The sequence below is a fragment of the Sulfitobacter albidus genome (assembly GCF_018200035.1).
Classification (GTDB): Bacteria; Pseudomonadota; Alphaproteobacteria; order Rhodobacterales; family Rhodobacteraceae; genus Sulfitobacter; species Sulfitobacter albidus.
The window spans coordinates 1,614,292-1,639,336 of the sequence record NZ_CP073581.1 but is presented as its reverse complement, the minus strand read 5'-3'; the positions used below and the strand labels follow the sequence as shown (position 1 = coordinate 1,639,336).

Annotated in this window: 23 protein-coding genes and 1 tRNA gene; 15 read left to right on the top strand and 9 right to left on the bottom strand. The window is 64.9% G+C overall.

Going from position 1 to position 25,045, the window contains the following annotated elements; all coding sequences use genetic code 11:
* Positions 1-61: 61 nt before the first annotated feature.
* From KDD17_RS07840 to fabI, 5 genes are read right to left on the bottom strand one after another with little or no spacing between them, the layout of a single operon-like run.
* Entirely contained in the window at positions 62-1,246 is a 1,185-nt protein-coding gene (locus KDD17_RS07840; protein WP_212706028.1) for an aminotransferase, read from the bottom strand.
* A 5-nt stretch (positions 1,247-1,251) separates the two neighbouring features.
* Complete coding sequence (gene gpt / locus KDD17_RS07835; protein ID WP_212706027.1) at positions 1,252-1,770, bottom strand: xanthine phosphoribosyltransferase; 519 nt, start codon at positions 1,768-1,770, stop codon at positions 1,252-1,254.
* Positions 1,771-1,787: 17 nt separating this feature from the next.
* Positions 1,788-2,756 (bottom strand): hypothetical protein, encoded by a 969-nt coding sequence (locus KDD17_RS07830; RefSeq protein ID WP_212706026.1) that lies wholly within the window; start codon positions 2,754-2,756, stop codon positions 1,788-1,790.
* A 5-nt stretch (positions 2,757-2,761) separates the two neighbouring features.
* Positions 2,762-3,364, bottom strand: a complete 603-nt coding sequence (locus KDD17_RS07825) for a LysE family translocator (RefSeq protein WP_212706025.1) — start codon at positions 3,362-3,364, stop codon at positions 2,762-2,764.
* 6 nt (positions 3,365-3,370) lie between these two features.
* Complete coding sequence (gene fabI, locus KDD17_RS07820) at positions 3,371-4,177, bottom strand: enoyl-ACP reductase FabI (protein WP_212706024.1); 807 nt, start codon at positions 4,175-4,177, stop codon at positions 3,371-3,373.
* Positions 4,178-4,376: 199 nt separating this feature from the next.
* Here fabI and pdxH point away from each other — a divergent pair, with 199 nt between their 5' ends.
* From pdxH to KDD17_RS07795, 5 genes are all read left to right on the top strand, one after another.
* Entirely contained in the window at positions 4,377-4,982 is a 606-nt protein-coding gene (pdxH, locus tag KDD17_RS07815; RefSeq protein WP_212706023.1) for a pyridoxamine 5'-phosphate oxidase, read from the top strand.
* A 91-nt stretch (positions 4,983-5,073) separates the two neighbouring features.
* Entirely contained in the window at positions 5,074-5,613 is a 540-nt protein-coding gene (locus KDD17_RS07810) for a cold-shock protein (RefSeq protein WP_212706022.1), read from the top strand.
* Positions 5,574-6,086, top strand: a complete 513-nt coding sequence (locus KDD17_RS07805) for a DUF192 domain-containing protein (RefSeq protein WP_212706021.1) — start codon at positions 5,574-5,576, stop codon at positions 6,084-6,086. The genes KDD17_RS07810 and KDD17_RS07805 overlap by 40 nt, the downstream gene beginning before the upstream one ends.
* 85 nt (positions 6,087-6,171) lie before the next feature.
* Positions 6,172-6,248, top strand: a tRNA-Pro gene (locus KDD17_RS07800).
* A gap of 722 nt (positions 6,249-6,970) precedes the next feature.
* Positions 6,971-10,609: a vitamin B12-dependent ribonucleotide reductase gene (locus KDD17_RS07795; protein ID WP_212706020.1), complete on the top strand. Its 3,639-nt coding sequence runs from the start codon at positions 6,971-6,973 to the stop codon at positions 10,607-10,609.
* A gap of 320 nt (positions 10,610-10,929) precedes the next feature.
* On the opposite strand, the gene KDD17_RS07790 is transcribed toward KDD17_RS07795, so the two are convergent.
* Positions 10,930-11,415 carry an RNA polymerase sigma factor gene (locus KDD17_RS07790; protein ID WP_212706019.1) on the bottom strand — a complete coding sequence of 162 codons (486 nt, stop codon included), beginning with the start codon at positions 11,413-11,415 and terminating at the stop codon, positions 10,930-10,932.
* A 241-nt stretch (positions 11,416-11,656) separates the two neighbouring features.
* On the opposite strand from KDD17_RS07790, the gene KDD17_RS07785 reads away from it, so the two are divergent.
* Positions 11,657-11,905 carry an EF-hand domain-containing protein gene (locus KDD17_RS07785; protein ID WP_212706018.1) on the top strand — a complete coding sequence of 83 codons (249 nt, stop codon included), beginning with the start codon at positions 11,657-11,659 and terminating at the stop codon, positions 11,903-11,905.
* Positions 11,906-11,996: 91 nt separating this feature from the next.
* Here the strand turns inward: KDD17_RS07785 and KDD17_RS07780 are convergent, their stop codons facing one another.
* Positions 11,997-13,535: a trimethylamine methyltransferase family protein gene (locus KDD17_RS07780; RefSeq protein WP_212706017.1), complete on the bottom strand. Its 1,539-nt coding sequence runs from the start codon at positions 13,533-13,535 to the stop codon at positions 11,997-11,999.
* Between the two features lie 381 nt (positions 13,536-13,916).
* Between KDD17_RS07780 and KDD17_RS07775 the strand changes: the two genes are divergently transcribed.
* Positions 13,917-14,504, top strand: coding sequence for an outer membrane protein (locus KDD17_RS07775; RefSeq protein ID WP_212706016.1), 588 nt, complete (start codon positions 13,917-13,919; stop codon positions 14,502-14,504).
* 97 nt (positions 14,505-14,601) lie between these two features.
* Here KDD17_RS07775 and KDD17_RS07770 read toward each other — a convergent pair whose 3' ends face one another.
* On the bottom strand, positions 14,602-15,774 hold the full coding sequence (locus tag KDD17_RS07770) for a pyridoxal phosphate-dependent aminotransferase (protein ID WP_212706015.1): 1,173 nt from the start codon (positions 15,772-15,774) through the stop codon (positions 14,602-14,604).
* Positions 15,775-16,014: 240 nt separating this feature from the next.
* Between KDD17_RS07770 and cysS the strand changes: the two genes are divergently transcribed.
* The 5 genes from cysS to KDD17_RS07745 all read left to right on the top strand — a co-directional run bounded on the left by cysS (position 16,015) and on the right by KDD17_RS07745 (position 21,498).
* The gene (cysS, locus tag KDD17_RS07765) at positions 16,015-17,379 is read left to right on the top strand and encodes a cysteine--tRNA ligase (protein ID WP_212706014.1); all 1,365 of its coding nucleotides are present in this window, start codon (positions 16,015-16,017) and stop codon (positions 17,377-17,379) included.
* A gap of 70 nt (positions 17,380-17,449) precedes the next feature.
* Entirely contained in the window at positions 17,450-19,063 is a 1,614-nt protein-coding gene (gene cimA / locus KDD17_RS07760; protein WP_212706013.1) for a citramalate synthase, read from the top strand.
* A complete protein-coding gene (locus KDD17_RS07755) occupies positions 19,030-20,031 on the top strand; it encodes an alpha/beta hydrolase (protein WP_212706012.1) in 1,002 nt (333 codons plus the stop codon). Before cimA ends, KDD17_RS07755 begins: the two co-directional genes overlap by 34 nt.
* Positions 20,021-20,746: a class I SAM-dependent methyltransferase gene (locus KDD17_RS07750; RefSeq protein WP_212706011.1), complete on the top strand. Its 726-nt coding sequence runs from the start codon at positions 20,021-20,023 to the stop codon at positions 20,744-20,746. Before KDD17_RS07755 ends, KDD17_RS07750 begins: the two co-directional genes overlap by 11 nt.
* Entirely contained in the window at positions 20,743-21,498 is a 756-nt protein-coding gene (locus tag KDD17_RS07745; protein WP_212706010.1) for a phytoene/squalene synthase family protein, read from the top strand. Before KDD17_RS07750 ends, KDD17_RS07745 begins: the two co-directional genes overlap by 4 nt.
* On the opposite strand, the gene KDD17_RS07740 is transcribed toward KDD17_RS07745, so the two are convergent.
* Entirely contained in the window at positions 21,485-22,762 is a 1,278-nt protein-coding gene (locus KDD17_RS07740) for an MFS transporter (RefSeq protein WP_212706009.1), read from the bottom strand. The genes KDD17_RS07745 and KDD17_RS07740 overlap by 14 nt on opposite strands.
* 98 nt (positions 22,763-22,860) lie before the next feature.
* Here KDD17_RS07740 and KDD17_RS07735 point away from each other — a divergent pair, with 98 nt between their 5' ends.
* The 3 genes from KDD17_RS07735 to KDD17_RS07725 are packed head-to-tail and all read left to right on the top strand — an operon-like array spanning position 22,861 to position 24,868.
* Positions 22,861-23,592: a precorrin-6A/cobalt-precorrin-6A reductase gene (locus KDD17_RS07735; protein WP_212706008.1), complete on the top strand. Its 732-nt coding sequence runs from the start codon at positions 22,861-22,863 to the stop codon at positions 23,590-23,592.
* Complete coding sequence (locus tag KDD17_RS07730; protein ID WP_212706007.1) at positions 23,577-24,206, top strand: DNA-3-methyladenine glycosylase family protein; 630 nt, start codon at positions 23,577-23,579, stop codon at positions 24,204-24,206. The genes KDD17_RS07735 and KDD17_RS07730 overlap by 16 nt, the downstream gene beginning before the upstream one ends.
* Positions 24,203-24,868, top strand: coding sequence for an alpha/beta hydrolase (locus KDD17_RS07725; RefSeq protein WP_212706006.1), 666 nt, complete (start codon positions 24,203-24,205; stop codon positions 24,866-24,868). Before KDD17_RS07730 ends, KDD17_RS07725 begins: the two co-directional genes overlap by 4 nt.
* Positions 24,869-25,045: the final 177 nt, after the last annotated feature.

Below are 25,045 nucleotides of genomic sequence, written 5' to 3'. Positions count from 1 at the left end.
AGGCGCCCCCTTGCTCGCGTGTTTGCGCCTGTCTACCGCCCGCTTTGACGGGGGCAAGGCGTCAGCCGGTGCGGCGCGGCAGATCAAGATGGGCGAGCCTGTCAAACAGCGTGGCGATGCCGCCCGCGTCGAGGTTGGCGAAGGCGATGCGCAGCTCTTGCCCGCCGCCGCCCTCGGGGTGGAACATCGTTCCGGGCAGGCACAGGATGCCCGCATCGCGTACCAGCTTCGGCGCCAGTTCCGCGCTCGACAGCGCGAAAGGATGGCGCAGGTAGGCGAAATAGCCACCCAGCCCCATCAGCTCCCAACCATCGGCGGCGAAGGGTGGGAAAAGCTCCGCGATGGTGGCGCGGCGCAGCAGGATCTCCGCGCGCTCGCCCGCGAGCCATTGGTCGAGGTTCTCCATACCCCAGAGCGCGGCGCGCTGGCCCACTTGCGCGGGGCAGATCGCGACGGTGTCGAGGAACTTCTCGACTTCAGCCAGACGTGTCTCGGAGGTAATAACAGCGCCGACACGGTGGCCCGTCAGCCGGTACGCCTTCGAGAACGAATAGAGGTGCACGAGGGTCTTGTCCCAATCCGCGCGCTTGAACAGGGTATGCGGCGCGCCCGTCTCGGCGTGAAAATCGCGGTAGGTCTCATCCACGATCAGCGCAATCCCGTGCTCGGCGCACAGATCAAAGAACGCCTCCATCAGCGCGGGTGGGTATTCCTGCCCGGTGGGGTTGTTGGGGGTCACAAGCGCGATGGCGCGGGTGCGGTCGGTAATCGCGGCACGCGCGGCGTCGATCTGCGGCTGCATCGCACCGTCGCAGGGCAGGGGAACGGCGGTCACCCCGCCCATGTCGAGCCACATCTTGTGATTGAAGTACCACGGCACCGGAAGCATCACCTCGTCGCCCTCGGCGCAGAGCGTGGCGATGGCGGCGGCAAACGCCTGATTGCAGCCCGAGGTGATCGCCACCTGCGCATCCGTCACGGCCCCGTCGTAGATCACGCTGGTGCGCCGCGCGAGGGTCAGCCGTAGATCCGGCAGGCCCAGGACGGGGCCATAAAGATGCGTGCTTTCGTCGTTGAGCACCGCATCGGCCATGGCCGCGCGCATGTCCGGGTGGGGCGGGTCGACCGGGGCGGCTTGGCTGACGTTGATCAGCGGGCGGTCGGGGCGGAAATTCGCGCCCTCCAGCCAGCGGCGCGCCTCCATCACGGGGGGCGGAAAGGTGGTGGCGGTGCGCGGTGCGTTCATCGGGATCAATCCTTGCCGCGGTAGGGTTCGACGTATTGCAGCGCCATGTCCCACGGGAAGAAGATCCACGTATCCTGGCTCACCCCGGTGATGAAGGTATCGACCTGCGGCTCGCCCTCGGGTTTGGCGTAGACGGTGGCGAAATGCGCCTTGGGATAGAGCTGGCGCACAAGCTCCAGTGTCTTGCCGCTGTCGACCAGATCATCGACGATCAGCACGCCCTCACCGTCGCCCATCACCTCGGCGTCGGGGGATTTGAGCACGCGCGCCTCGCGGCGCTGGTCGGCCTTGCCGCCACCCGAATGGTAGGACACGACCGAGATCGTATCGACGGTGCGCACATCCAGCTCGCGCGCGACGATCATCGCGGGCGCCATGCCGCCACGGGTGATCGCGACGACCGCGCGCCAGGCGCCCTCGTCGGGGCCTTTGCCGTCCAGCCGCCACGCAAGCGCGCGGCTGTCGCGGTGGATCTGATCCCAGCTGATGTGGAACCCTTTTTCGTGGGGGAGGCGATTGTCCATGGCGGCGTCCTTTTGTCTTATGGCTGCCGGAATACCCCCATTAGACGGCGGAGGGAAGGCCGCAGCAACTCAACGCGCGGGCGCAGGCCAAGCCGGACCTCGACCGTGCGCACAAGATCCGGGGAGCGCTGGAACTGGCGCACCCGGACCCATTTTTCGATCATCCCCGCGTAGAGAAAGGCGCGCAGCAGCCCCGGATCCAGGGCGGGCCCGAACACCTGCCGTGCGGCGGCGAGGTTTGCCCTGTCGGCCCCTGCGCCCGGCAACCGGCGATTGCTGAGCGCGCGGCGCCAGTTGCGCTGCTGCATCCACGCAAGCCAATGCGCGACGTCGCGTTCCAGCGGCAGCTTTGCCGCCGCCACATAGTCGATCCCGATCAGCGGCGCGCCGGGGGCCGTTCGGCACAGGTTTTCGGGTTTCATGTCGCCAAAGACGGTGTGATGCACCCGTTCGTGACCCGCATAGGGCGCCATCATCCGCGTGAGGGAGCGCAGCGCGCGGCGGGCCCGCGGGGCATAGCGCGGATCGAGACTGTCGCAGAGCTGTCTGGCGTGGCCCATCGTTGGTTCGGGATCAAAGCGGCTGTTGATCGTGGGGGTTTGCGCGACAAAACTCTGCAACCAGCGCATCGCCTCCAAGGTGCAGTCGCTTCCGTCGTCGTCGCCCAGATCGTCGGCGAGGGTCGTGCGCCCCGCATCCTGCATTGCGTAGAGATTGCGTGCGGTGTCCAGAAAAACCGGTGCCACCACCCGTTCGGTGTGCCGACGCAACTCGGTCAGCTGATCAAAGCGCAGTTGCGCCTGACCCGGTTCGGCGTAGACCTTCAGCACCATCGACTGCGCGCCGTCGGGCGCAGCCGCCCGGATCAGGCAGCGTCCGCCACGGATGTGGTCGGCCCGGTTCTCCATCACGGCGAGCGTCCAGTCGTCAAAGCCTGCGTCTGCAAGGGCTGCGGCAGCGCGCGCACTCTCCGGGGACGGTTTCACGGATGTCACCGGTTCAGCAACAGGCGCAGACCAAAGCCGCCCAGCAACAGCGCCGCCGCCCGGTCCAGCAGCGGCTTGAGGCGCAGGTACTGCGCGCGCGCGAGCGGGGCGCTCAGCACAAAGGCGCAGGCGGTGTAGAACACGATCTCAAGAACCAGGTGATTGGCCCAGACCAGCGCGATCTCCCGCCCGCTGAGATCGCCGGGAAAGACCACCACGATGACGGCCGCCGCAAAAAGCACGGATTTGGGATTGCCCAGATTGACAAGCATCCCTTCGGCAAAGGCGCGCCGCGCCGGTTTCACATCCGCGCTGAGCGAGCGATCGGCCCCGCGCCACGTCATGACCGCAAGATACATCAGGTACGCGGCGCCGCCGATCTTGAGCGCGGTGAAGGCCCAGGGGAAAAGCGTGAAGACAGCTTCCAGCCCCAGAAGTGCTGCAAGTGTCCAAAGGCTAGCCATCAGACCCAGGCCAAGGCCCGTCACCACGCCCGCCCGGCGCCCCGCGGCCACGGTCGTGCGAACAGCCATCAGGAATGCCGCCCCCGGACTGAGGATCGAGGCGATGAGAACGGCGTTGAACGCCAGCAGGCTCTCGACCGTCACGCGCCGCTATCCCTTGGCCATATCCGGCGCATCCACGGCCTTCATCCCGACGACGTGGTAGCCCGCATCCACGTGCAGGTTCTCCCCCGTGGTGCCGGAGCCCAGATCGCTGAGCAAAAACAGCGCCGATTTGCCGACCTCGTCGATGGTCACGTTGCGGCGCAGGGGCGAGTTATACTCGTTCCATTTCATGATGTAGCGGAAATCGCCGATTCCCGAGGCCGCCAGCGTCTTGATCGGACCTGCGGAGATGGCGTTCACGCGGATCCCATCTTTGCCCAAATCTTCGGCAAGGTATTGCACGGATGCCTCCAAAGCGGCCTTTGCCACGCCCATGACGTTGTAATGCGGCATCACCTTTTCGGCGCCGTAATAGGTGAGCGTCAGGCAGGAGCCGCCATTGGTCATCATCTTTTCGGCGCGCTGCACCACGGCGGTAAAGGAATAGACCGAGATGTCCATGCTCATCGCAAAATTCGCGCGGCTGGTATCGACGTAGCGGCCGCGCAGTTCGTTCTTGTCGGAGAAACCGATGGCGTGAACGATGAAATCAAGGCTGTCCCAGCGGGCGGCCAATCCGTCGAACAGCGCGTCGATCGAGGACTCATCGCCAACGTCACAAGGCAAAACCATGTCCGAGCCCAACTGCGCCGCCAGCGGATCCACCCGCTTTTTCAGCGCCTCGCCCTGATAGGAAAACGCAAGCTCAGCACCCGCTTCGGCCAATTGGCGGGCGATGCCCCAGGCAATGGATTTGTCATTGGCCAATCCCATGATCAGCCCCCGTTTGCCGGCCATCAGGTTATTGGACATCGTACACGCCTTTCAAATCGGATCTTCCCTTTCGGTCTATGTCAAAGCCCGGCGCGCTTCAAGATCATGGCGCAGGCGCGGCGAATGTGGTTGCATCTGCAGGATTATTAATGAGACTGTGTCTGGAATAACGGGAGCGTCGGCCCGGGATGGCGCATGTGCGGTGTTCTGGCCGGAGACAGCAGAAACGGGGCAGGGCATGTCGGATCGGGCGGGAATATTTGCGGGCGATGATCCTTTTGCGCTGATCCGCAGCTGGATGGACGCCGCCGCACCCCAGGAACTCAACGATCCCAACGCGATCGCGCTGGCCACCGTGGACGAGACCGGGATGCCTAACGCGCGCGTCGTGTTGCTCAAGGATGTCGAGGACGATGCGTTCGTCTTCTATACCAACTACGAGAGCGCCAAGGCGCGTGAGCTGGATCACGCTGGCAAGGCGGCATTTGTCATGCACTGGAAATCGCTGCGTCGTCAGGTGCGCGCGCGGGGTCTGATCACCCGTGAGGATGGCGCCAAGGCCGATGCCTACTACAAGTCCCGCTCTCTCAAGAGCCGTCTGGGGGCCTGGGCATCGGCGCAGTCGCGCCCGCTGGCCGATCGCGCCACCCTTGAGGCGGCCCTCGAAAAGGTCACGGTTGAGCAGGGCGACGACCCCGCGCGCCCGCCGTTCTGGGGGGGCTTTCGACTGACCCCGGTCGAGATCGAATTCTGGGCGGATGGGGACGCCCGCCTGCACAACAGGTTTCAATGGCGTCGCAGCGCCCCGGGCCAGCCATGGGATATTTCGCGCCTGAACCCCTGACGACTGTTACGAGTATCCCCGCATATTTTCGCGGGCGGCCTCCCGAAAAGGCCGGTGTTTTGAATTTAAGATATGCATCGAGGTGATAGAGATGCCTGTAGACGATAGCGGCCCGTATGAGGTGGTCGGATCGGTAAAGTGGTTTGACCCTGTAAAAGGGTTTGGGTTTGTGCTTGCCGATACCGGTGGCTCCGACATTTTGCTGCACGTCAACGTCCTGCGCAATTTTGGCCAGAGCTCTGTCGCGGACGGCGCGCGGGTCACGCTTTTGGCGCAGACCACCGCACGCGGTGTTCAGGCGGTCGAGGTCCGCGCCATTGCCCCGCCCGAGGGCAGCGATCCCGGCCTGCCCGAGATCGAAGGTCTTGCGCCGCAGGATCTCAGCGCCGTGCCGGTGCAGGCCGCGCGCGTCAAATGGTTCGACAAGGGCAAGGGCTTTGGATTTGCCAATGTCTTTGGACACGGCGATGATGTATTTGTGCATATAGATGTGTTGCGGCAATCGGGGTTGTCCGACCTGCAACCGGGCGAAGCGATTGCGATGCGGGTAATCAATGGCAAACGCGGTCTGATGGCCGCACAGGTACAGGCATGGGAAACGGTCATATCACTACCAGACGCGGCGCCCTAGCGCTTGGTCTCGCCGCGCTTTTGGCGGCACCTGTCGCCGCGCAGCGCGTTCCGATCCCCTGCGCGCCTGAGCGGGTAACGATCCGCGGTGATTTTGGCGCGGCGGTCTTTACGGTCGATGTGGTTGCGGATCCGGCATCGCGCGCGCAGGGGCTCATGCACGTCGAACAGATGTCGCTGAGCCGGGGCATGTTGTTCATCTACGAGCGGCCCGAGCGGCTCTCGTTCTGGATGCGCAACACGCTGATCCCCCTCGACATGCTGTTTCTGGACAGCGATGGCGTGATCCGCCACATCCACGAAAATGCCATCCCCCTCGACGAAACGCCGATTTCGGGCGGGCCTGATCCGCTACTGGGGGTGCTGGAGATCAACGGCGGGCTGGCCGCGCGGCTGGGCATTTCGGTTGGTGACCGGTTGGAGCACGGGGCCTTCGGGCCCGCGCGCGACACCTGGGAATGCACACCCGCCTGAGCGCCGGGGCAGGGGCCGGATTTCGCGCCGCGCGGCCCGATTTGCTCTTTTCAATCTCTGCGGGGTTTTGTAGACAGCGCTCAGTCGGGGCGTGGCGCAGCCTGGTAGCGCACCTGTTTTGGGTACAGGGGGTCGGATGTTCGAATCATCTCGCCCCGACCACTTCTTACAATTGGAAGTTGATTGAGGTTTCAGCGTTAAGCGCGGGAGCCTCAAGCCGCGTGCGGCACCGTTCAAAGAATCGCTGACCGCACGATTCTCGGCCACCCAGCGCCGACCACGCGCTAGATATGGTGTTTTCAGGTATACAAAAGTCTACATAGGCCGGAAATGTTTCATTTTTGCGACGCCTTTGCCGACCCTGCCACATCCAAGGCGCGAGTATGCGTCCCGCGCCGCATCCGTGAAGTTGTGCACAACTTTTAGGCGAGTTTTGGGGATATGTTCGCGACCGCCTGCCAAGCGCCGGGGGCGTGCTGCGTAAATCAACTGAAACACTGCGTTTTCTGTACCGCTCTTGGCCCGTCGGTTTTTTTCACAGATCGCGCGCGTTGTGGAGGAATCGCCGCACGATCGGGCATTCAGATCGGCCCCCCTCGGGTCAATCGTTTTATTCCAAAAAATCCTCAAAATACCGTTGACCCGGTAGGCGTGGATACGGCACTTTGTGGAGGCTGACGGCCATGCCACAACATGTAGTGCAAAACTACGGCGGCGGGCCGAGGGGCAAGACGAGCGGGCGATCTACAGACGTCGAACGAAAAACCGGGTGCACTCGCAAGATTGCACACGGTGATCTGCGGCCCAGTCTTGCCGGAACGGCACCGATGAGTGGGTCCGCAAAGCGTGGGCTGGAACGATAAGCTGATGAATGGGGCAGCGATATGAAAATTGAACGTAAATTCACGACCGAAGGACAGGACGCCTACGCGGCACTGGATTTTATCTCGACCGTATCCGAGATCCGGAATCCCGACGGCTCGATCGTGTTTCACCTCGACAACGTCGAAGTCCCCAAAAGCTGGTCGCAGGTCGCCTCCGATGTGATCGCCCAGAAATACTTTCGCAAGGCCGGTGTGCCCTCCAAGCTCAAGCGCGTGAAGGAAAAGGGCGTGCCCGAATTCCTGTGGCGCTCGGTCGCCGCCGATGATGCGGAAATCGGGGGAGAGACGTCCTCCAAGCAGGTGTTCGACCGTCTGGCAGGCGCCTGGGCCTACTGGGGCTGGAAGGGTGGCTATTTCACCACCGAGGAAGACGCGCGCACCTACTACGACGAGATGCGCTATATGCTGGCCACCCAGCGCGCGGCGCCGAATTCGCCGCAGTGGTTCAACACCGGTTTGCACTGGGCCTACGGCATCGACGGTCCCGCGCAGGGGCACTATTACGTCGATCACCGCACCGGTAAGCTGACGCGCTCCACATCGTCCTACGAGCATCCGCAGCCGCACGCGTGCTTCATCCAGTCGGTGGCCGATGATCTGGTCGGCGACGGCGGCATCATGGATCTGTGGGTGCGCGAGGCGCGCCTGTTCAAATACGGCTCCGGCACGGGCACGAATTTCTCGTCGCTGCGCGGTGAGGGCGAAAAACTGTCGGGCGGTGGCAAATCTTCCGGTCTGATGGGTTTCCTGAAAATCGGTGACCGCGCGGCGGGTGCGATCAAATCCGGCGGCACCACGCGGCGCGCGGCCAAGATGGTGATCGTCGACGCCGACCACCCCGATATCGAGGACTTCATCAACTGGAAGGTGCTCGAAGAGCAAAAGGTCGCCTCGATCGTTGCGGGCTCGAAGATGCACGAGCAAAAGCTCAACCTGATCTTCAAGGCGATTGCCGCCTGGGACGGTCTGGAAGCCGACGCTTATGATCCGGGCAAGAACGACGCGCTGAAAAACGCCATCCGCGAGGCCAAAAAGGTCGCGATCCCGGAGACCTACGTCAAACGCGTTCTGGATTACGCAAAGCAGGGCCACACCGGCATCGAATTCCCGACCTACGACACCGATTGGGATAGCGAGGCGTATAACTCCGTCTCCGGCCAGAACTCCAACAACTCGATCCGCGTGACAAATGCTTTCCTTACGGCCGTCGAGAAAGACGCCGATTGGGAGCTGATCGACCGCGTCGACAACCGGGTGAGCAAGACCATCCGCGCCCGTGACCTCTGGGATCAGGTCGGCCACGCCGCCTGGGCCTGCGCCGATCCCGGCATCCAGTACCACGACACGGTCAATGACTGGCACACCTGCCCCGAGGACGGCGCGATCCGCGGCTCGAACCCCTGCTCGGAGTACATGTTCCTCGACGACACCGCCTGCAACCTCGCGTCGATGAACCTGCTGACCTTCCTCAAGGAGGGCGAATTCCAGACCGAAGACTACATGCACGCCTCCCGCCTGTGGACCGTGACGCTGGAAATCTCGGTGATGATGGCACAATTCCCGTCCAAAGAGATCGCGCAGCGCAGCTATGATTTCCGCACGCTGGGTCTGGGGTACGCAAACATCGGCGGCCTGCTGATGAACATGGGCTATTCCTATGACAGCGACGAGGGCCGCGCACTCTGCGGTGCGCTGACCGCGATCATGACCGGTGTGAGCTACGCCACCTCGGCCGAGATGGCCGGTGAGCTGGGCGCGTTCCCGGGCTACCACCGCAACAGCGCGCACATGCTGCGCGTCATCCGCAACCACCGCAACGCGGCCTACGGCGAGGCGAGCGGCTACGAGAAGCTGGCGGTCAAACCCGTCCCGCTGGATCACGGCAACTGCCCCCAGGCAGAGCTGGTGCAAACCGCCAAATCCTGCTGGGATGAGGCGCTGGCCCTGGGGGAAACCCACGGCTACCGCAACGCCCAGGTCTCGGTCATCGCGCCTACCGGCACCATCGGTCTGGTCATGGATTGCGACACCACGGGGATCGAGCCTGACTTTGCGCTGGTGAAGTTCAAGAAGCTTGCGGGTGGTGGTTATTTCAAGATCATCAACCAATCGGTGCCCGCAGCGCTCGAAAAACTCGGCTACGGCTCGGCGCAGATCGAGGAGATCGTCAGCTACGCCGTGGGCCACGGCACCATCGGCAACGCGCCCGGCATCAATCACACGACGCTGATCGGCCACGGGTTTGGCGCCAATGAGCTGGCCAAGGTGGATGCGGCACTGGCAAGTGCCTTCGACATCCGCTTTGTGTTCAACCAGTGGACGCTGGGCGAGGAGTTCTGCACGCAGGTGTTGGGCATCCCTACCGAAAAGCTGAACGATCCGACGTTCGATCTGCTCAAATCGCTGGGCTTTTCCAAGAAGGACATCGATGCAGCCAACGATCACGTCTGCGGGACAATGACGCTGGAAGGCGCACCGCACCTGAAGAAAGAGCACTACAGCATCTTTGACTGCGCCAACCCCTGCGGCAAGAAGGGCACGCGTTTCCTGAGCGTGAACAGCCACATCACCATGATGGCCGCGGCGCAGTCGTTCATCTCCGGCGCGATCTCGAAAACGATCAACATGCCCAACGACGCGACCATCGAGGATTGCCAGAAGGCCTATGAGCTGTCGTGGTCACTCGGCGTGAAGGCCAATGCGCTCTACCGCGATGGCTCAAAACTGTCGCAGCCGCTGGCGGCGGCGCTGGTCGAGGATGACGACGACGCGGCGGAGGTTCTGGAAAGCGGCTCCATGCACGAAAAGGCGCAGGTGCTGGCCGAAAAGATCGTCGAGAAGGTCGTGGTCAAGGAGATCATCAAATCCCACCGCGAAAAGATGCCCCAGCGCCGCAAGGGCTATACCCAGAAGGCCAACGTCGGTGGGCACAAGGTCTACCTGCGCACCGGCGAATACGAGGACGGCTCGCTCGGTGAGATCTTCATCGACATGCACAAGGAAGGCGCGGGCTTCCGCGCGATGATGAACAACTTTGCCATCGCCGTATCCGTGGGCCTTCAGTACGGCGTGCCGCTGGAGGAGTTCGTGGATGCCTTCACCTTCACCAAATTCGAGCCTGCGGGCATGGTGCAGGGCAATGACAGCATCAAGAACGCGACCTCGATCCTCGACTACATCTTCCGGGAACTGGCGGTGAGCTACCTTGACCGCACGGATCTCGCACATGTGCAGCCCGAAGGGGCGACCTTCGACGATCTGGGTCGCGGTGAGGAAGAGGGCGTGGCCAACGTCAGTGAGCTGAGCGAGAGTGCGGCGGTCAAATCGCTTGAGGTGCTCAAGCAGATCACCTCACCCGGCTACCTGCGCAACCGCGTCCCGCAAAGCTTCACCGTGCTCCAGGGCGGTCAGACGGCGATTGCGGATGCGGTCAGCAAAGCGGCCGCCGAGGTGGCGGGAGACGTGGCGGTGATGACTTCCGCGCCAGCCGCCTCCGCGACCGCGATGGACGCCCGCACCAAGGCCAAGATGCAGGGCTACGAGGGCGAAGCCTGCGGCGAATGCGGCAACTTCACCCTCGTGCGCAACGGCACCTGCATGAAGTGCAACACCTGCGGCGGCACCTCGGGCTGCAGCTGATCGCGGGCAAACTTTCGAACGAAAGTTTGGGCCCAAAGTTTGCGGGCAAACTTTGCGGTCGCGCGGGATGAGAAATTTGGGGAAAGCGGTCATTGGCGCGCTTTTTCCGGCACGATCGGGAGGGTTCTCGCGCATCGCTTTGCGATACGCTGCCACCCTTCCGCGCCCCGGCTTCGCCGGGGCGCTTACACGGGGCGGGTGCGCTCGCCCCCTGACGACGCCAGAGCCGCAGGCAAAAACAAACTCGAGCGGTTAACATATTGAGCTCTGGTGGCGAGACTTATGGGGAGGGCTTCTGGCTCTTCCCCTTTTCGTATGCGCTAGAGCAACTCGTGCAGCGAACCGCGCTCGGGCATATCGAAGCGCGCACGCAGGCTTGCCCGGGCCCGCGCCAGCCGTGACATCACCGTCCCGCTCGGCAGATCCAGCATCTGTGCGATCTCCGCCGGGCTTTCGCGGCCGCTCAGGATCAGCCGAAGGATGCAGGATTGCTCTGGCGGCAGCGTGTCGAGTGCTGCGGTCAGCTCCGCCAGCGAAAGGCGGGCGATGGGCTGCGGGATCAAGCGGCCGTCGTTCTCGCCGATCTGCTCGGGGGGCGGCGCGGCGCGCCCGCGGGCGCGGGCAAGGTTTCGCAGGATCGTCTGGGCATAGTGTTCGGGTCGGCTGATCGGCGCGCGGCGCTGCGCCAACATCAAGCGCAGCAGCACTTCTTGTGCGGCGTCCTCCGCGTCCGGGGGCGGCATGCCCAGTCGTCGCGCGCGGCGCACCAGTTTCTGGCGGAAAGGAACGGGGTCGGGTGTATGCATCTTGGCCTCCTGCGCTTTGACCCCGAGCATGGCAGACGGCGCGCATTCAACCAGCCCGGGTATTTCCGCCTATGGCAGGCGCCCCCCCTTTTTCGGCGGCAGGGCGCGCACGGGAGGGCGCCGATCGGCGGGCGCTCGCAGGCTGGCGCGGGGCAGGGACGCGCAGGCCCCGCCGTGCATCTGTCTTGTCGAGGGCGCGTGAAAGCGTCCCGTCACACCAACCACACAGAGGAAGATCCCGATGACACATCTCAAGACATTCACGTTGTTCGCCGCCACAGCCCTGTGCCTGCCGGCCTACGCGATGGGGCAAAGCGCCGTGGCCATCGACGCCAACGAGGACGGCGTGCTGAGCCTCGAAGAGGTTCAGGCCGTCTATCCGGACGTGACAGAAGATCAATTCACCACCGCCGATCTGAACGGTGACGGTGCGTTGGAAGATGCCGAAGTGCAGGCAGCGCAGGAGGCCGGGCTGATGCCGTCAGGCTAAGCCCGCGACATTCCCCGGTCGGCGTGCGTGGCAGCGCGCGCGGGCAGAGGAAGAGGGAGGACCCGGCACCCCAGTGCCGGGTCCTCTTTGCCTACACGGTCAGGTGGATGTTGAACCGGTCCCGGATCACCCGGTCGATACGCGGATCAAGCGCCGCTGCGGGCCGCTGGCTCAGGATCGCCTCCTTGCGGGCGGTGGCGGTGGCCAGCAGATCGGGTTTCTCCATCTCGACCCATTCCTTTGGCGACATGCGGTTGCCGTAGGTGGGATAGCAGTGATCCGACTGCATCCGGCCCAGCGTCTGCTCGGTCCCCAGATAGTGGCCCGGCCCGCCCATGCAGACGGCGGCGATCTGATCCAGCGCGAGGGTCTCATCATTGACCTCGATCCCGCGCACGCAGCGCAGTGCCTGTCCGATCACGTCATCGCCCAAGATAAGGCTTTCGTGGCAGAACCCCAACAGTGAGGCATGCATGCCCGCTGCCTCATACACCATGTTGAGCCCCGACAGCCCCGCCATCACGTTCGAGCACATCGTCTCCCATCCGGCCTGCATGTCGGGCAGTTTGCTGTCGGCGATCCCCGCAGCTGCCCCGCCGGGCAGATCGTAGAACGCATGCATCTGCGCACAGCCCGCACTCAGCAACGCCTGCTCGCCCGAGCCGCCGGTCATCGCCCCGGTGCGCAGATCCAGACCAAAGGGCCAGGTGCCGAACACCGCCGGATGCCCCGGCGCGATGGCGTTGACGTAGACAAGACCGCCCAGACATTCGGCCACCGCCTGCGTAATTGCGCCCGCGATGGTCGACGGCGCGGTGGCCCCCGCCATACCCGCAGAGAGCAGCAGCACAGGCATGCCGTGGCGGATGCACTCCTCCATCACCAGACAGGATTCGGTCGCGAATTTCATCGGCGGCACGACAAAGCAGTTGGTGTTGCTCACGAAGGGGCGTTCACGCCACGCGGCCTCGCCGCCCGCGATTTCGTGCAGCATCTCGATTGTCGGCGCGACAAAGGCGGGATCGGTAAAGGATGTGCCGATGTGTTTCGTGGTGCCCGATACGCAGGCGTAGACCGAGTTGTAATCCATCTCGAGGTTGTCGGGGATGTCGCGGCAGACCATCGGGCGCTGGCAGAAATGTACGTTGTCCAACTGATCGACGATGCGCGCGGCATCGTGCAGATCCTGCACGGTGCTGTCGCGGTAGTGTTGGCCGTCCACCTCCACCAGATGCACCGCAGCCCCGGCCGTGCCGTAATGCACGCGGGTGCCGGACAGATCCAGATCGTGCCGCGCGTCGCGGCTGTGCAGCACGACCGCGCGGTTGGCCTTTGCCAGCGCGTCCTCGACCACCGCGCGCGGAAAGCGGATGCGTCCGTCCTCCCCCTGCACGGCACCGGCCCCGGTCAGGATCTCGACCCCGCTGGGCGGCGCGTCGGCAAGGCCGATGGTCTCCAGCGCGGTCAGGGCGGCGTCGTGGATGCGGGCGACATCAGCGTCGCTCAGCGGTTTGTACTGGCCGCCCTCAAGGCCGGGGCGCACGGGGCGCAGATTGTCGGGCAGGGCAGCGGCCCGTGCGGCGCGGCGCGCGGCGCGGCCACCGGAGCGGGCATTGGTCTGTACATTCATCGGGGATCTCTCGTGCAAAACTGTGGAAAGGGGCGGCGGATCATGCGCCCGTCGGCGCCCCTCGGGCGGCACGACCGCGCATCGCACCAATGGTGCGCGCGACCAGCAGACTGGTGCAGGTTTTGCTCTGCATTGGCTCTCTCCCTGACACCAGCGTGGCAGCGGTGCGGGCAGGGGTCTGTTCCGTTTGCGACCCGCGCCAACGGAGGAAAGTGTCGCGAATAAGCGAAGACTGGCCGATTTTGCCTGCCGCGACGGCCAATCGTTGCGCGAGCGCAACAGGTTGCGAAATGCCGTGGAACCACTCGGCAGGCACGCCGTTTGCTCATCACAGCGACGCCGCGGCGCCGCGCAACACAGACATGTTCCAGGAGAACCAGTATGACACGTATCACGAAATTCGCCCTCGCCACCGCTTTTGGCAGCACCGCACTCACCTCCGCCGCCTTTGCCGGCAACCTGGCAGAGCCGGTCGTCGAGGCGCCCGTCATCACACCCGAAGTCGTCACCTACGACGAGGATTGGACGGGCTTTTACGGCGGTCTGAACCTCGGCTACGCCGACATTGACGGAGACGGCGCCGTCGATGGCGACGACACGACCTACGGTCTGCACATGGGCTACGACTATGACTTTGGCGACTATGTCATCGGCGGCGAAGTCGAATATGACAAGCTGGACGTGGATCTGAACGGCGCGGCCGAAGGCGAGGACGTAATCCGCCTGAAAGTCAAAGGCGGCTATGATCTGGGCCGCACATTGGTCTACGCGACCGCTGGTTCCGCGATCCTCGACACGGATGTGGGCGGCGATACCGGCCAATTCGTGGGGGTCGGCGCGACTTATAAGGTAAACGAGCGGTTCACCGTGGGTGGTGAACTTCTGGAGCATCGTTTTGACGATCTGGGCGGTACCGGTATCGACGCCGATGCGACAACCTTCAACATCAAGGGGTCGGTGCGCTTCTAAGCTTGCCCCACCTGATCCGTGCGCCTGCAAGGCGCAAGGGTAGTGTACTGTAACGAGTACCGGGCGGTTCTCCTTTGGGAGGGCCGTCTTTTTCCTCTCAGGCGGCGTGTTGCGCGGCAAAGCTGCACAGCGTGCGCAGGGCATCGATGAACCGGTCGTCGTCGATGGTCATCGCAACCCGCAGATGGCCTGCCGCTGCCGCGCCAAAGCTTTCGCCGGGCATGACGGCGATGTGATGCGCGTCGAGCAGGGCGAGGGCGAAATCCTCACCGCTCAGCCCCGTGCTGCGTATATCGAGCATCAGATACATCGCGCCCGCGCTGGGGATGAGACCGACGGTGTTCTGCGTGGCCAGAAGGTTCTGGGCCAGTGCCCGACGGCGACGGAACGGCTCCGCCACCTCCGCCTCGAAGTCAGCACCGAGACCCAGCGCAAATTCGGCCGCGTCCTGGATGAACCCCGGCACGCCGTAGGTGGTGTGCGTGGCCAGATTGGTCAGATGGGCGATGATCGCTTCGGGGCCCACGACCCAGCCGATGCGCGATCCGGTCATGGCGTGGCTTTTCGACATGGAGCCGACAACCAGCGTGCGCTCGACCATGCCGGGCAGGGCGCGGGGCGAGATATGCGACCCTTCCCATATCTGGCTGTCATAGACCTCATCCGAGATTATCCAGAGGTCATGCTCACGTGCGACCTGTGCGATACCGTCCATCGTCGCGGCGCTGTAGACGACCCCGGTGGGGTTGTTGGGCGAGTTGACGAGCAGCGATTTCGCGCCGGGTGCGACGGCTGCGATGGCTTCGGCGCGGGGCTGAAACGCATCTTCGGCACGCGCCTTGATCGCGACCGGGCGGGCGGAGGCGCCGCGCAGAGTGCCGGGGTAGGTCGCGTAATAGGGATCGATGTACAGCGCGGTATCACCGGGGTCGATCACCGCCATATGCGCGGCAAAAAGTGCTGCCTGCCCGCCGGGCGTGATCATCACATTGGCGCGTGAAGTGGGAACGCCGGTGGCCGATTGCACGCGGGCCGCAACGGTGTCGCGCAGGCTGTCGGTACCCGGCACGGCGGCGTAGCCTGTGTGCCCGCCCATGGCCGCGCGGTGCATGTCCTGCAGGATCGGGGCGGCGGTGCGGATATCATGCTCCCCGATGGTCAGCTCCGTGACCGGGGTGCCGTCGGCAATCATGCGGCGCGCCTTGAGGAACACGCCCCATCCGTCGTCGCCGCCGCCCAGGAGTGTTTCGATCCGCTGTGATGCCTTCATTGGTGCCTCCGTCCCAGATCCGGCCAAGGGGTCAGAGAGTGCGGGAATTGTCAATCGGCGTTGACGGCGCGGCTGCTTGCCACTACGCATGTGCCATGATCACCCGTATTTGCACAGCTGTCTGCATTATTACCTGCTGAGACGACTCTCGCGGGGCTTGATCACGTTGTTTTCTTTGAATTGAAACTGTGCCATGTCCCGCACCACCCCCCTTGTGACGGGGCTGCCCGAGGACTGACCATGACGACGCTGAAATTCCACAACACCAAGACCCGCAAACGCGAGGTGTTCACGCCCATCGATCCCCAAAACGTGCGCATGTACGTCTGCGGACCGACGGTCTACGACCGCGCGCATCTGGGCAATGCGCGTCCCGTGATTGTGTTCGACACGGTGGCGCGGCTGTTGCGGCATGTCTACGGGGACGATCACGTCACCTACGTGCGCAATTTCACCGACGTGGAGGACAAGATCAACGCCCGCGCCGCCGAGAGCGGGCGCGCGATTGCCGATCTGACCGAAGAGACGATTGGCTGGTTTCTCGAAGATATGGCCGCCGTGGGCGCGGAAGAGCCCGACCATATGCCGCGTGCAACCGCCTATATCGGCGAAATGGTCGCGATGATCGAGGACCTGATCGCCAAGGGGCACGCCTATGCCGCCGAAGGACACGTGCTGTTTGCGGTCGACAGCTACCGCGACTACGGCAAGCTGTCGGGCCGCACGGTTGACGACATGATCGCCGGGGCGCGGGTCGAAGTGGCGCCGTTCAAGCGCAATCCGATGGATTTTGTGCTGTGGAAGCCTTCGGACGCGCAGACGCCGGGGTGGGACAGCCCGTGGGGCCGGGGGCGTCCGGGCTGGCATATCGAATGCTCGGCCATGGCCGACGCGCTCTTGGGGCGCGAATTCGACATCCACGGCGGCGGCAACGATCTGATGTTCCCGCACCACGAAAACGAGATCGCGCAAAGCGTCTGCGCCCATCCCGGCCACGGCTTTGCGAATGTCTGGATGCACAACGAGATGTTGCAGGTCGAGGGGCGCAAGATGTCCAAATCGCTGGGCAACTTCTTTACCGTGCGCGATCTGTTGGAAAAGGGCGTGCCGGGCGAGGTGATCCGGTTTGTCATGCTGTCCACGCACTACCGCAAGCCGATGGACTGGACCGAGGCAAAGGCCCGCGAGGCCGAGCGCACGCTGCGCAAATGGTACGCTGTCGCAGTGAGCGCGGATGCGGGCGCGCCCGATGACCTGCTTCTGGGGTTGCTGGGGGACGATCTGAACACGCCGGGCGCCATCGCGCATCTGCACAAGCTCGCGGGCGCGGGGGAGGCGGCATCGCTGCGTGCGGGGCTCAAGCTGATGGGGCTGATGGGCGATCTGATGCCCGAGTGGGCGGCGCAGGAGGCCTTCGATCTGACCGACTACGAAGCCTTTCTGTCCGACGCCCGCGTGACGGCGATGGAGAGCAAGGATTTTGCCGAGGTGGACAGGATCAAGGCGATGCTGACGCAAGCGGGCGTCGAGGTGCGGATGAGCCGGAACGGGGTCGCGCTGAGCGCGGGGCCGGGGTTTGACGCCGACCGATTGGATCCGCTGTGAGACGGCCCGTGCGCCGCTCTTGCGCGACTGCGCAAGTCGCCCCGCCCGCCGTCCCGTGCGGGGGCGTCTGATGGAACGGCTGTATCTCTACGACACCACCCTGCGCGACGGGCAACAAACGCAGGGCGTGCAGTTCTCGACCGATGAGAAGCGGCAGATCGCGCAGGCGCTCGATACGCTGGGCGTGGACTACATCGAGGGCGGATGGCCCGGCGCCAACCCCACCGACAGCGCGTTTTTCGACGCGGCGCCGGCGACGCGGGCCACCATGACCGCCTTTGGCATGACCGCGCGCAACGGCATCTCGGCCGCCAACGACGATGTGCTGGCCGCCGTCACCAACGCAGGCACGCCGGCCGTGTGTCTGGTGGGCAAGACCCATGATTTCCACGTGACCCGCGCCCTTGGCATCACGCTGGAGGAAAACACCGCCAATATCACCCGCAGCGTCGCGCATCTGGTAAGCCTCGGGCGGGAAGCGCTGTTCGATGCGGAACATTTCTTTGACGGCTACAGGGCCAATCCCGACTACGCGATGCAGGCGATCCGCGCGGCGCATGAGGCGGGCGCACGCTGGATCGTGCTGTGCGATACTAACGGGGGCACCTTGCCCGCCGAGGTGGGCCGGATCGTGGGCGAGGTGATCGCCGCAGGCATCCCCGGCGACCGTCTGGGCATCCACACACACGACGATACCGAAAACGCCGTCGCCTGCACGCTCGCCGCCATCGACGCGGGCGCGCGGCAGGTGCAGGGCACGCTGAACGGTCTGGGGGAGCGTTGCGGCAACGCCAATCTGACAGCACTCATCCCGATCCTGTCGCTGAAAGAACCCTACGCCAGCCGGTTCGAGACCGGCGTGACGCGCAAGGCGCTTGCGGGGCTGACCCGTACCGCGCGGATGCTGGATGAGATCCTCAACCGTGTGCCGCAAAAGCAGGCGGGGTTCGTCGGATCAGCCGCCTTTGCCCACAAGGCCGGGCTGCACGCCAGCGCGATCCTCAAGGATCCCAGCACCTATGAGCATATCGACCCCGCGACGGTGGGCAACGCGCGCATCATCCCGATGTCGAACCAGGCGGGCCAGTCCAACCTGCGCCGTCGTCTGGCCGAAGCGGGTCTCAAGGTGGCCAAGGGCGATCCGGCGCTGGCCGCGATCCTCGACGAGGTGAAGGCGCGCGAGGCCGAAGGCTATAGCTATGACACCGCCCAGGCGAGCTTTGAGCTGTTGGCGCGCAGTGTGCTGGGGCGGATGCCGGAGCTGTTCGAGGTGAAGCGCTACCGCGTCACCGTCGAGCGGCGCAAGAACAAGTACGACCAGATGATCAGCCTGTCCGAGGCCGTCGTTGTGGTAAAAGTGGACGGTGAAAAACGTCTGAGCGTGTCGGAAAGCATGGATGAGACCGGCGGCGACCGTGGCCCGGTGAACGCGCTGTCAAAGGCGCTGGCAAAGGATCTGGGCCAGTATTCGGCGCTTTTGGAAGACATGCGGCTGGTCGATTTCAAGGTCCGCATCACCCAGGGCGGCACCGAGGCCGTCACCCGTGTCATCATCGACAGCGAGGACGGGCAGGGCGTGCGCTGGTCCACGGTGGGGGTCTCCGCCAACATAGTCGATGCGTCCTTCGAGGCGCTGCTGGACGCGATCCGATGGAAACTGATCCGGGATCGGGGCGAGACGTGAAGATCATCCTCAGCATCGCGGCGTCTTTTGTCGTCACGCTGATGGTGGCGGTGGGCCTTGCGTTCTCGCAAGAGCCGCAGGTGCCCGAGGGCGGCGGCGGCCTTGATTTCAGCGAACAGCTGGGCGGGTCGGACACCGCGCCCGCGCCGCTGCAATCGGTGCCCGCCCGCGATGGGTACGCGATGCAGTATCGTCGCTACGAGGGCGCTGAAGGGGCGCCCTTATTGGTCCTTGTACATGGATCGGGCTGGCATGGGCTGCAATTCGACAGCCTTGCCAAGGCGTTGCAGGGCAAAGCTGATGTGATCGTGCCGGATCTGCGCGGCCATGGCACCGCGCCGGGGCGGCGTGGCGATATCGACTATATCGGCCAGTTCGAGGATGATTTGGCCGATCTGATCGACAGCCAGCGCAGGCCGGGACAGGCGGTGATCCTGGGCGGTCACAGCTCGGGCGGCGGGTTGGTGATCCGGTTTGCGGGCGGTGCCTATGGGGAGACGCTGGACGGTGCCGTGCTGCTGGCGCCGTACCTGCAACACGACGCGCCCACGACGCGCAGCGCTTCGGGCGGTTGGGCGCATGTGGCGCTGCGGCGCATCATCGGCCTGTCGATCCTCAACACCTTCCGCATATCCGTGTTCAACCACCTGCCGGTGATCGCGTTCAACATGCCGCAAGACGTGCTCGACGGTCCGCTGGGCGACACGGCGACGACGCGCTATTCCTACCGGCTCAACACTGGTTTTGCCCCGCGCCGCGACTATCTGGCCGATGTGGCAGCACTGCCACCCTTCCTGCTGCTGGCGGGCAGCCGGGATGAGGCGTTTGTGGCCGAGCTCTACGGCCCGACCATGGCTGACGCGACCGAGAAGGGGCGCTATCTGGTGCTCAACGGGGCCACGCACCTTGATATCGTGAACGACGGGCGAACACGGGCAGAGATAGAGGCGTTTCTGGATGGATACTGAGGCTGAACGCGCGGCGTTTTTCAAGCTGCACAGCGATTTGCCCCGCGAAGGGCCGGGGGTGGCGGAAGATGTCGGATGGGCCGCGGATCTGATTGATCTGCCGCGGCATGCCGAGATTGCCGATGCAGCCTGTGGCCCCGGTGGCGACATTGCAGCGCTTCTGGCGGCGGCACCTGAAGGGCACGTCACAGCACTCGATCTGCACGCGGGCTTTGTCGCGCAGGCCCGCGCGCGCTGGGGCGGTGATGACCGCGTAACGACGCTAAAGGCCGATATGACCAGGATCAAGAACAGGCACGATCTGATCTGGTGCGCGGGGGCGGTGTATTTCATCGGGATCGAGACCGCGCTGCGCGGCTGGCGTGAGGCGCTCAAACCCGGTGGGGCGGTGGCGTTTTCCGAAGTCTGCTGGTTCACCGATACACCGTGCGAGCGGCCCCGTGCGTTCTGGAAAAGCTACCCCGCCATGACCGACCGCGCGGGAATCGATGCGCGCATTCATGCTGCGGGCTATGAAATTATCGGCCAGCGCCAGCTGGCCGACGCGGCGTGGGAGGCGTATTTCGGCCCCCTTGACGCGCGCATCGCGGCCCTGCGTCCCGGCGCGGATGCGGCGCTTGCCGCCGTGCTGGACGAGGCCGAGGAGGAGGCCGCCTGCTGGCGCAATCACCGTGATGAGTGGGGGTATCTGTTGAGCGTGGTGCGCCCCGCATGAGCCTCAGCGCCGATCTGACCGCCTGCGCGGCCATCGTCGAACGCGGCGATCCGCTGCGCTTTCGCTGTGCGATGACGGCACCGGTGGCGCAGCGCGGCGCGCTCTTTGCGCTTTACGCCTTCAACGTCGAGGTCAGCCGTGCGCCCTGGGTGACGCAGGAGCCGATGATCGCCGAGATGCGCCTGCAATGGTGGCGCGACGCGCTCGAAGAAATCGCGGGCGAGGGGAGCGTACGCCGCCACGAGGTCGCCACCCCCTTGGGCGCTGTGCTGAGCGCCAAACAGGCGCAGCGGCTCGATACGCTGGTGGCCGCGCGGCGCTGGGACATCTACCGCGATCCGTTCGAGGATAGGGACGATTTCGACCGCTATATCGCGCAGACATCGGGCGCCCTGATGCAAACGGCGGCGGAGCTGTTGACGGAGGATCAGTGTGACACTGCCGATGCGGGATACGCCGCTGGCGTCGGTGCGTGGCTGCGGGCCGTGCCGGGATTGCAGGCGCAGGGCCGTGTGCCGATGCTTGATGGCACGCACGCGGGCGTGCGCGATCTCGCGCAGCGCGGTCTCGATGCGCTGGCCCACGCGCGCCGGGCGCGATTGCCCCGTGCGGCCACGCCCGCGCTGCTGCCCGCCACCGCCGCCGAGCCTGCCTTGCGCGCAGCGGTGAGCGATCCTGCCGCCGTGATCGACGACCGCCTGCCGCAGCCCGGCCTGCGCTTTACCCTGCGAGCCGCATTCAGCTGGTGGTAGCAAGCCCGCGCTCGCGCAGGCTCAGCCAGATGAGCGCGCCGCCCGCGAGGATCAGGAACGGCACCATGGCGTAGTTCACCGCCGCCCAGCCTTCCACCGCCGAGCCGCCCGAGCAATTCATCAATCCGCCCGACGCGAGCGAGGCCAACGTCACCCCGCCAAACACCAGCAGATCGTTGAGCCCCTGCATCCGTCCCCGCTCCTCCGGCTTGTGCGCGCCGGCCAGCATCGCCGTCGCACCGATAAAGCCGAAGTTCCAGCCGATCCCCAGCAGCACCAGCGCCACAAAGAAATTGCCCAGCGTGACGCCCATCAGCGCCACCACGCCGGCCGCACCCAGAATCGCGATGCCGGTGCCCACGATCCGCTCGACCCCGAAACGGTTGATCAGATGGCCGGTAAAGAACGAGGGCGCGAACATCGCAAGCACGTGGCCCGTCACGATATAGCCCGCGAGCGTCTTGAACTGATCGTAGGTCGATCCGTCGGGCACCACGCCCGACAGGCTGTCGGGCAGCACCGTCGCGCCGGACAGGCCACAGCCCACCACGGCCAGTGGCGTCGAGGTCATCACAAGGTTCATCAGCGCGTAGCTGACCATGGCGCAGATCACCGACACGGCGATGCGCGGCGTGGTGATCAGCTCCCACCGGGTGCGGCCCTTGGGGGCCCCTTCGACCGGAGCGGGCGGTTTGGGAATGTCGACAAGGAAGAACAGCAGCGAGCCCAGCAGGTTCAGCACCATTACCGCCACATAGGTGCCGACAAAGGGCACCACATAGCTGAGTGAGGTCGCCGTCGCCAGCTGCGGCCCGATGACCGCCGCCACAAGACCCCCGGCCATGACGTAGGAGATCGCCTTGGGCCGAAACGCCTCCGACGCGGTATCGGCGGCGGCAAATCGGTAGAATCCCTGTGCGCTCATGTAGATGCCCGTGCAGAACGATCCAAGCAGGAAGATCGGAAAGGATGTCACGATCAATCCATAGGCGGAAATCGCCCCGCCCACGGCCCCGCCCAATGCGCCGATGAAAAAGCCGACGCGCCGCCCGTAGCGTTGCATGATCGCCGACACCGGCGTGGCCGAAATCATCGAGCCCAGAACAATCATCGAAATCGGCAGCGTCGCCAGACAGACGTTCGAGGCAAGCGAGCTGCCCGCCAGCCCGCCCACAAGGAAAATCATCGGCATCTGCGCGCCCAGAATGGCCTGTGCGGCCACCAATACGGCCACGTTGCGCTTTGCCCTGCTGTCGTCGATCATCGCCCGCGTCCCTTTTGCTTGGCGTAATCGGTACGCCGCGGGGCAGGGCGGGGCAACCCCGCTTGCGCATCGGGGACGGGCGCGCGAATGTGCGGGCGATGGGACCATCCTCGCATATCCTCCTGCTGTCGGGCAGTTTTGAGGCCCGGCGCGTGGCCGAAGGGCTGGCTGCCGCGGGCGTGCGATTTACCGCGGTGCTGTCCGAGGCGCCCCGTGGTCCGTCATTGATGCCGCAACCGCCCGTGCTGCGCCGGTTCGAGGATGCGTCTGCGTTGGCGGCCTTTGTGCGCGAGGCGGGCGTTACGGCCGTGCTTGACGCCAGTCACGTGTTTGACCGCAGGCTGACCGCGCAAGCGGTCGCGGCCTGTGCGCAGCTCTCGCTGCCCTATCTGCGGCTTGAGCGGCCCGCGTGGCCCACCGACCCGCCGCATTGCACCTCTGCCCCGGACGCACATGCAGCTTTTGCGGCCGCCGGCGCCCGCGTCTTTGCCGCCACCGGTTGGGACAGTCTGCCCGCGATGCAGCGCTTCGGCGGAGAGGTGGTTTTCCTGCGCCAGACCCGTCGGCACGACCGCCCCGCGCCGGTGCCCTTTGTCACGCTCAGCTTTGGCGATCCGCCTTTCGACACGGCACAGGAACGCGCGCTCTTTGCCGAGCTGCGCATCGACACGCTGATCGCGCGCAATCTGGGCGGCACCGCCAGCCGCCCCAAGATCGACGCCGCGCGCGCCCTTGGCATACGCACGATCCTGATCGACCGGCCCGCGCTGCCGGCAGAGATCACTATCACCTCAGCGCCGGAAAGGGCCATTGCATGGGCCAGCACCTGATCCACACCGACGCAGATGTCGCCGAAGGGGCCGCCTGGCTCGCCGCGCGTGAGCCGCGCTTTGCCCATGCGCTCACGGAAATCGGCCCGTTGCCGCTGCGGCTGGAACCCGACGGATTTGCCGCCCTGCTGCAAAAGATCGTAGGCCAGCAGGTCTCCGTCGCCTCGGCGCGCGCGATCTGGGCGCGGGTCGAGGGCGCGGGCCTGACGACCCCTGCCGCCATCAACGGCGCGGATGAGGACGCCCTGCGCGCCTGCGGCCTGAGCCGTCCCAAGATGCGCTATGCCCGCGCGCTGGCTGAGGCCGGGGTGGATTTCGACGCTTTGCGCGACATGCCCGATCCGCAGGTGATCGCCACGCTCACCCGGATCACGGGCATCGGGGCCTGGACCGCGCAGGTCTACGCGATGTTCAACCTGGGGCGCCCGGATGTTTTCGCCCCCGCCGATCTGGCGCTGCAGGAGGCCACGCGCATGCTCTTTGATCTGCCGCAGCGCCCGACCGTCAAAGAGCTGGACACCCGCGCTCAGGACTGGTCGCCCTGGCGGTCGGTTGCGGCACGGCTGCTCTTCACCTACTACAGACACGCCAAGCAACGCGAAGGAATGCTATGACACGGGTACTCAATTCGGAACGCCGCGAACCGGTCAGCGGCACGACCCGCTCGGTCGTCGTCTTCCTGCACGGCTACGGGGCCAATGGCGCGGATCTTCTGGGGCTTGCCGATCCGCTGGGCGAGCATCTGCCCGATACGCTTTTTGTGGCCCCCGACGCGCCCGAAAACATCCCTGGCATGCCGAACGGCTACCAATGGTTCCCGATTCCCTGGATCGACGGCTCATCCGAGGAGGAATCGTCGCGCGGCATGGAAATGGCCGTCGCCGACCTGAATGCCTATCTGGATGCGCTCATGGTCGACGAAGACGTGCTGCCCGAACAGGTCGTCCTCTTTGGCTTTTCCCAGGGCACCATGATGTCGCTGCACGTGGCGCCACGCCGCGAGGACGAGGTTGCGGGCATCGTGGCCTTCTCGGGTCGCCTGCTGAACCCCGAAACGCTCAAGGATGAGGCGATCAGCCGCCCGCCGGTACTCTTGGTGCACGGAGATCAGGACGACGTCGTGCCGCCGCAATCGCTGCCGCAAGCCGCCGAAGCCCTGCAGGAGGCCGGTTGGACCGAAGTCTACGCCCACGTGATGAACGGCACCGCGCACGGTATCGCGCCCGACGGGTTGCAGGTGGCGCTCGCCTTCATGCGCGACAAGCTCAACCTCTGATCGCCGCGCGCCGTCCCCCCTGCACCCTTTTCAAAATACCTATTGCACGGCGGCTGCTCCACATGCGCCCTCTGCGGTGGGGCGCATCGTCAAATCCCTGTAACATTTACCTGCGACATCTTGTGGCAACGCAAGGCTTGCCAGCTTCAAACCGCGAGATATAGTCAGACCATGGTT

Bases quoted from the DNA above. Each gene is read 5' to 3' on its own strand.
- KDD17_RS07840 (WP_212706028.1), bottom strand. From the start codon at position 1,246: ATGAACGCACCGCGCACCGCCACCACCTTTCCGCCCCCCGTGATGGAG.
- gpt (WP_212706027.1), bottom strand. From the start codon at position 1,770: ATGGACAATCGCCTCCCCCACGAAAAAGGGTTCCACATCAGCTGGGAT.
- fabI (WP_212706024.1), bottom strand. From the start codon at position 4,177: ATGTCCAATAACCTGATGGCCGGCAAACGGGGGCTGATCATGGGATTG.
- pdxH (WP_212706023.1), top strand. From the start codon at position 4,377: ATGTCGGATCGGGCGGGAATATTTGCGGGCGATGATCCTTTTGCGCTG.
- KDD17_RS07810 (WP_212706022.1), top strand. From the start codon at position 5,074: ATGCCTGTAGACGATAGCGGCCCGTATGAGGTGGTCGGATCGGTAAAG.
- KDD17_RS07805 (WP_212706021.1), top strand. From the start codon at position 5,574: ATGGGAAACGGTCATATCACTACCAGACGCGGCGCCCTAGCGCTTGGT.
- KDD17_RS07795 (WP_212706020.1), top strand. From the start codon at position 6,971: ATGAAAATTGAACGTAAATTCACGACCGAAGGACAGGACGCCTACGCG.
- KDD17_RS07790 (WP_212706019.1), bottom strand. From the start codon at position 11,415: ATGCATACACCCGACCCCGTTCCTTTCCGCCAGAAACTGGTGCGCCGC.
- KDD17_RS07785 (WP_212706018.1), top strand. From the start codon at position 11,657: ATGACACATCTCAAGACATTCACGTTGTTCGCCGCCACAGCCCTGTGC.
- KDD17_RS07780 (WP_212706017.1), bottom strand. From the start codon at position 13,535: ATGAATGTACAGACCAATGCCCGCTCCGGTGGCCGCGCCGCGCGCCGC.
- KDD17_RS07775 (WP_212706016.1), top strand. From the start codon at position 13,917: ATGACACGTATCACGAAATTCGCCCTCGCCACCGCTTTTGGCAGCACC.
- KDD17_RS07770 (WP_212706015.1), bottom strand. From the start codon at position 15,774: ATGAAGGCATCACAGCGGATCGAAACACTCCTGGGCGGCGGCGACGAC.
- cysS (WP_212706014.1), top strand. From the start codon at position 16,015: ATGACGACGCTGAAATTCCACAACACCAAGACCCGCAAACGCGAGGTG.
- cimA (WP_212706013.1), top strand. From the start codon at position 17,450: ATGGAACGGCTGTATCTCTACGACACCACCCTGCGCGACGGGCAACAA.
- KDD17_RS07755 (WP_212706012.1), top strand. From the start codon at position 19,030: ATGGAAACTGATCCGGGATCGGGGCGAGACGTGAAGATCATCCTCAGC.
- KDD17_RS07750 (WP_212706011.1), top strand. From the start codon at position 20,021: ATGGATACTGAGGCTGAACGCGCGGCGTTTTTCAAGCTGCACAGCGAT.
- KDD17_RS07745 (WP_212706010.1), top strand. From the start codon at position 20,743: ATGAGCCTCAGCGCCGATCTGACCGCCTGCGCGGCCATCGTCGAACGC.
- KDD17_RS07740 (WP_212706009.1), bottom strand. From the start codon at position 22,762: ATGATCGACGACAGCAGGGCAAAGCGCAACGTGGCCGTATTGGTGGCC.
- KDD17_RS07735 (WP_212706008.1), top strand. From the start codon at position 22,861: ATGGGACCATCCTCGCATATCCTCCTGCTGTCGGGCAGTTTTGAGGCC.
- KDD17_RS07730 (WP_212706007.1), top strand. From the start codon at position 23,577: ATGGGCCAGCACCTGATCCACACCGACGCAGATGTCGCCGAAGGGGCC.
- KDD17_RS07725 (WP_212706006.1), top strand. From the start codon at position 24,203: ATGACACGGGTACTCAATTCGGAACGCCGCGAACCGGTCAGCGGCACG.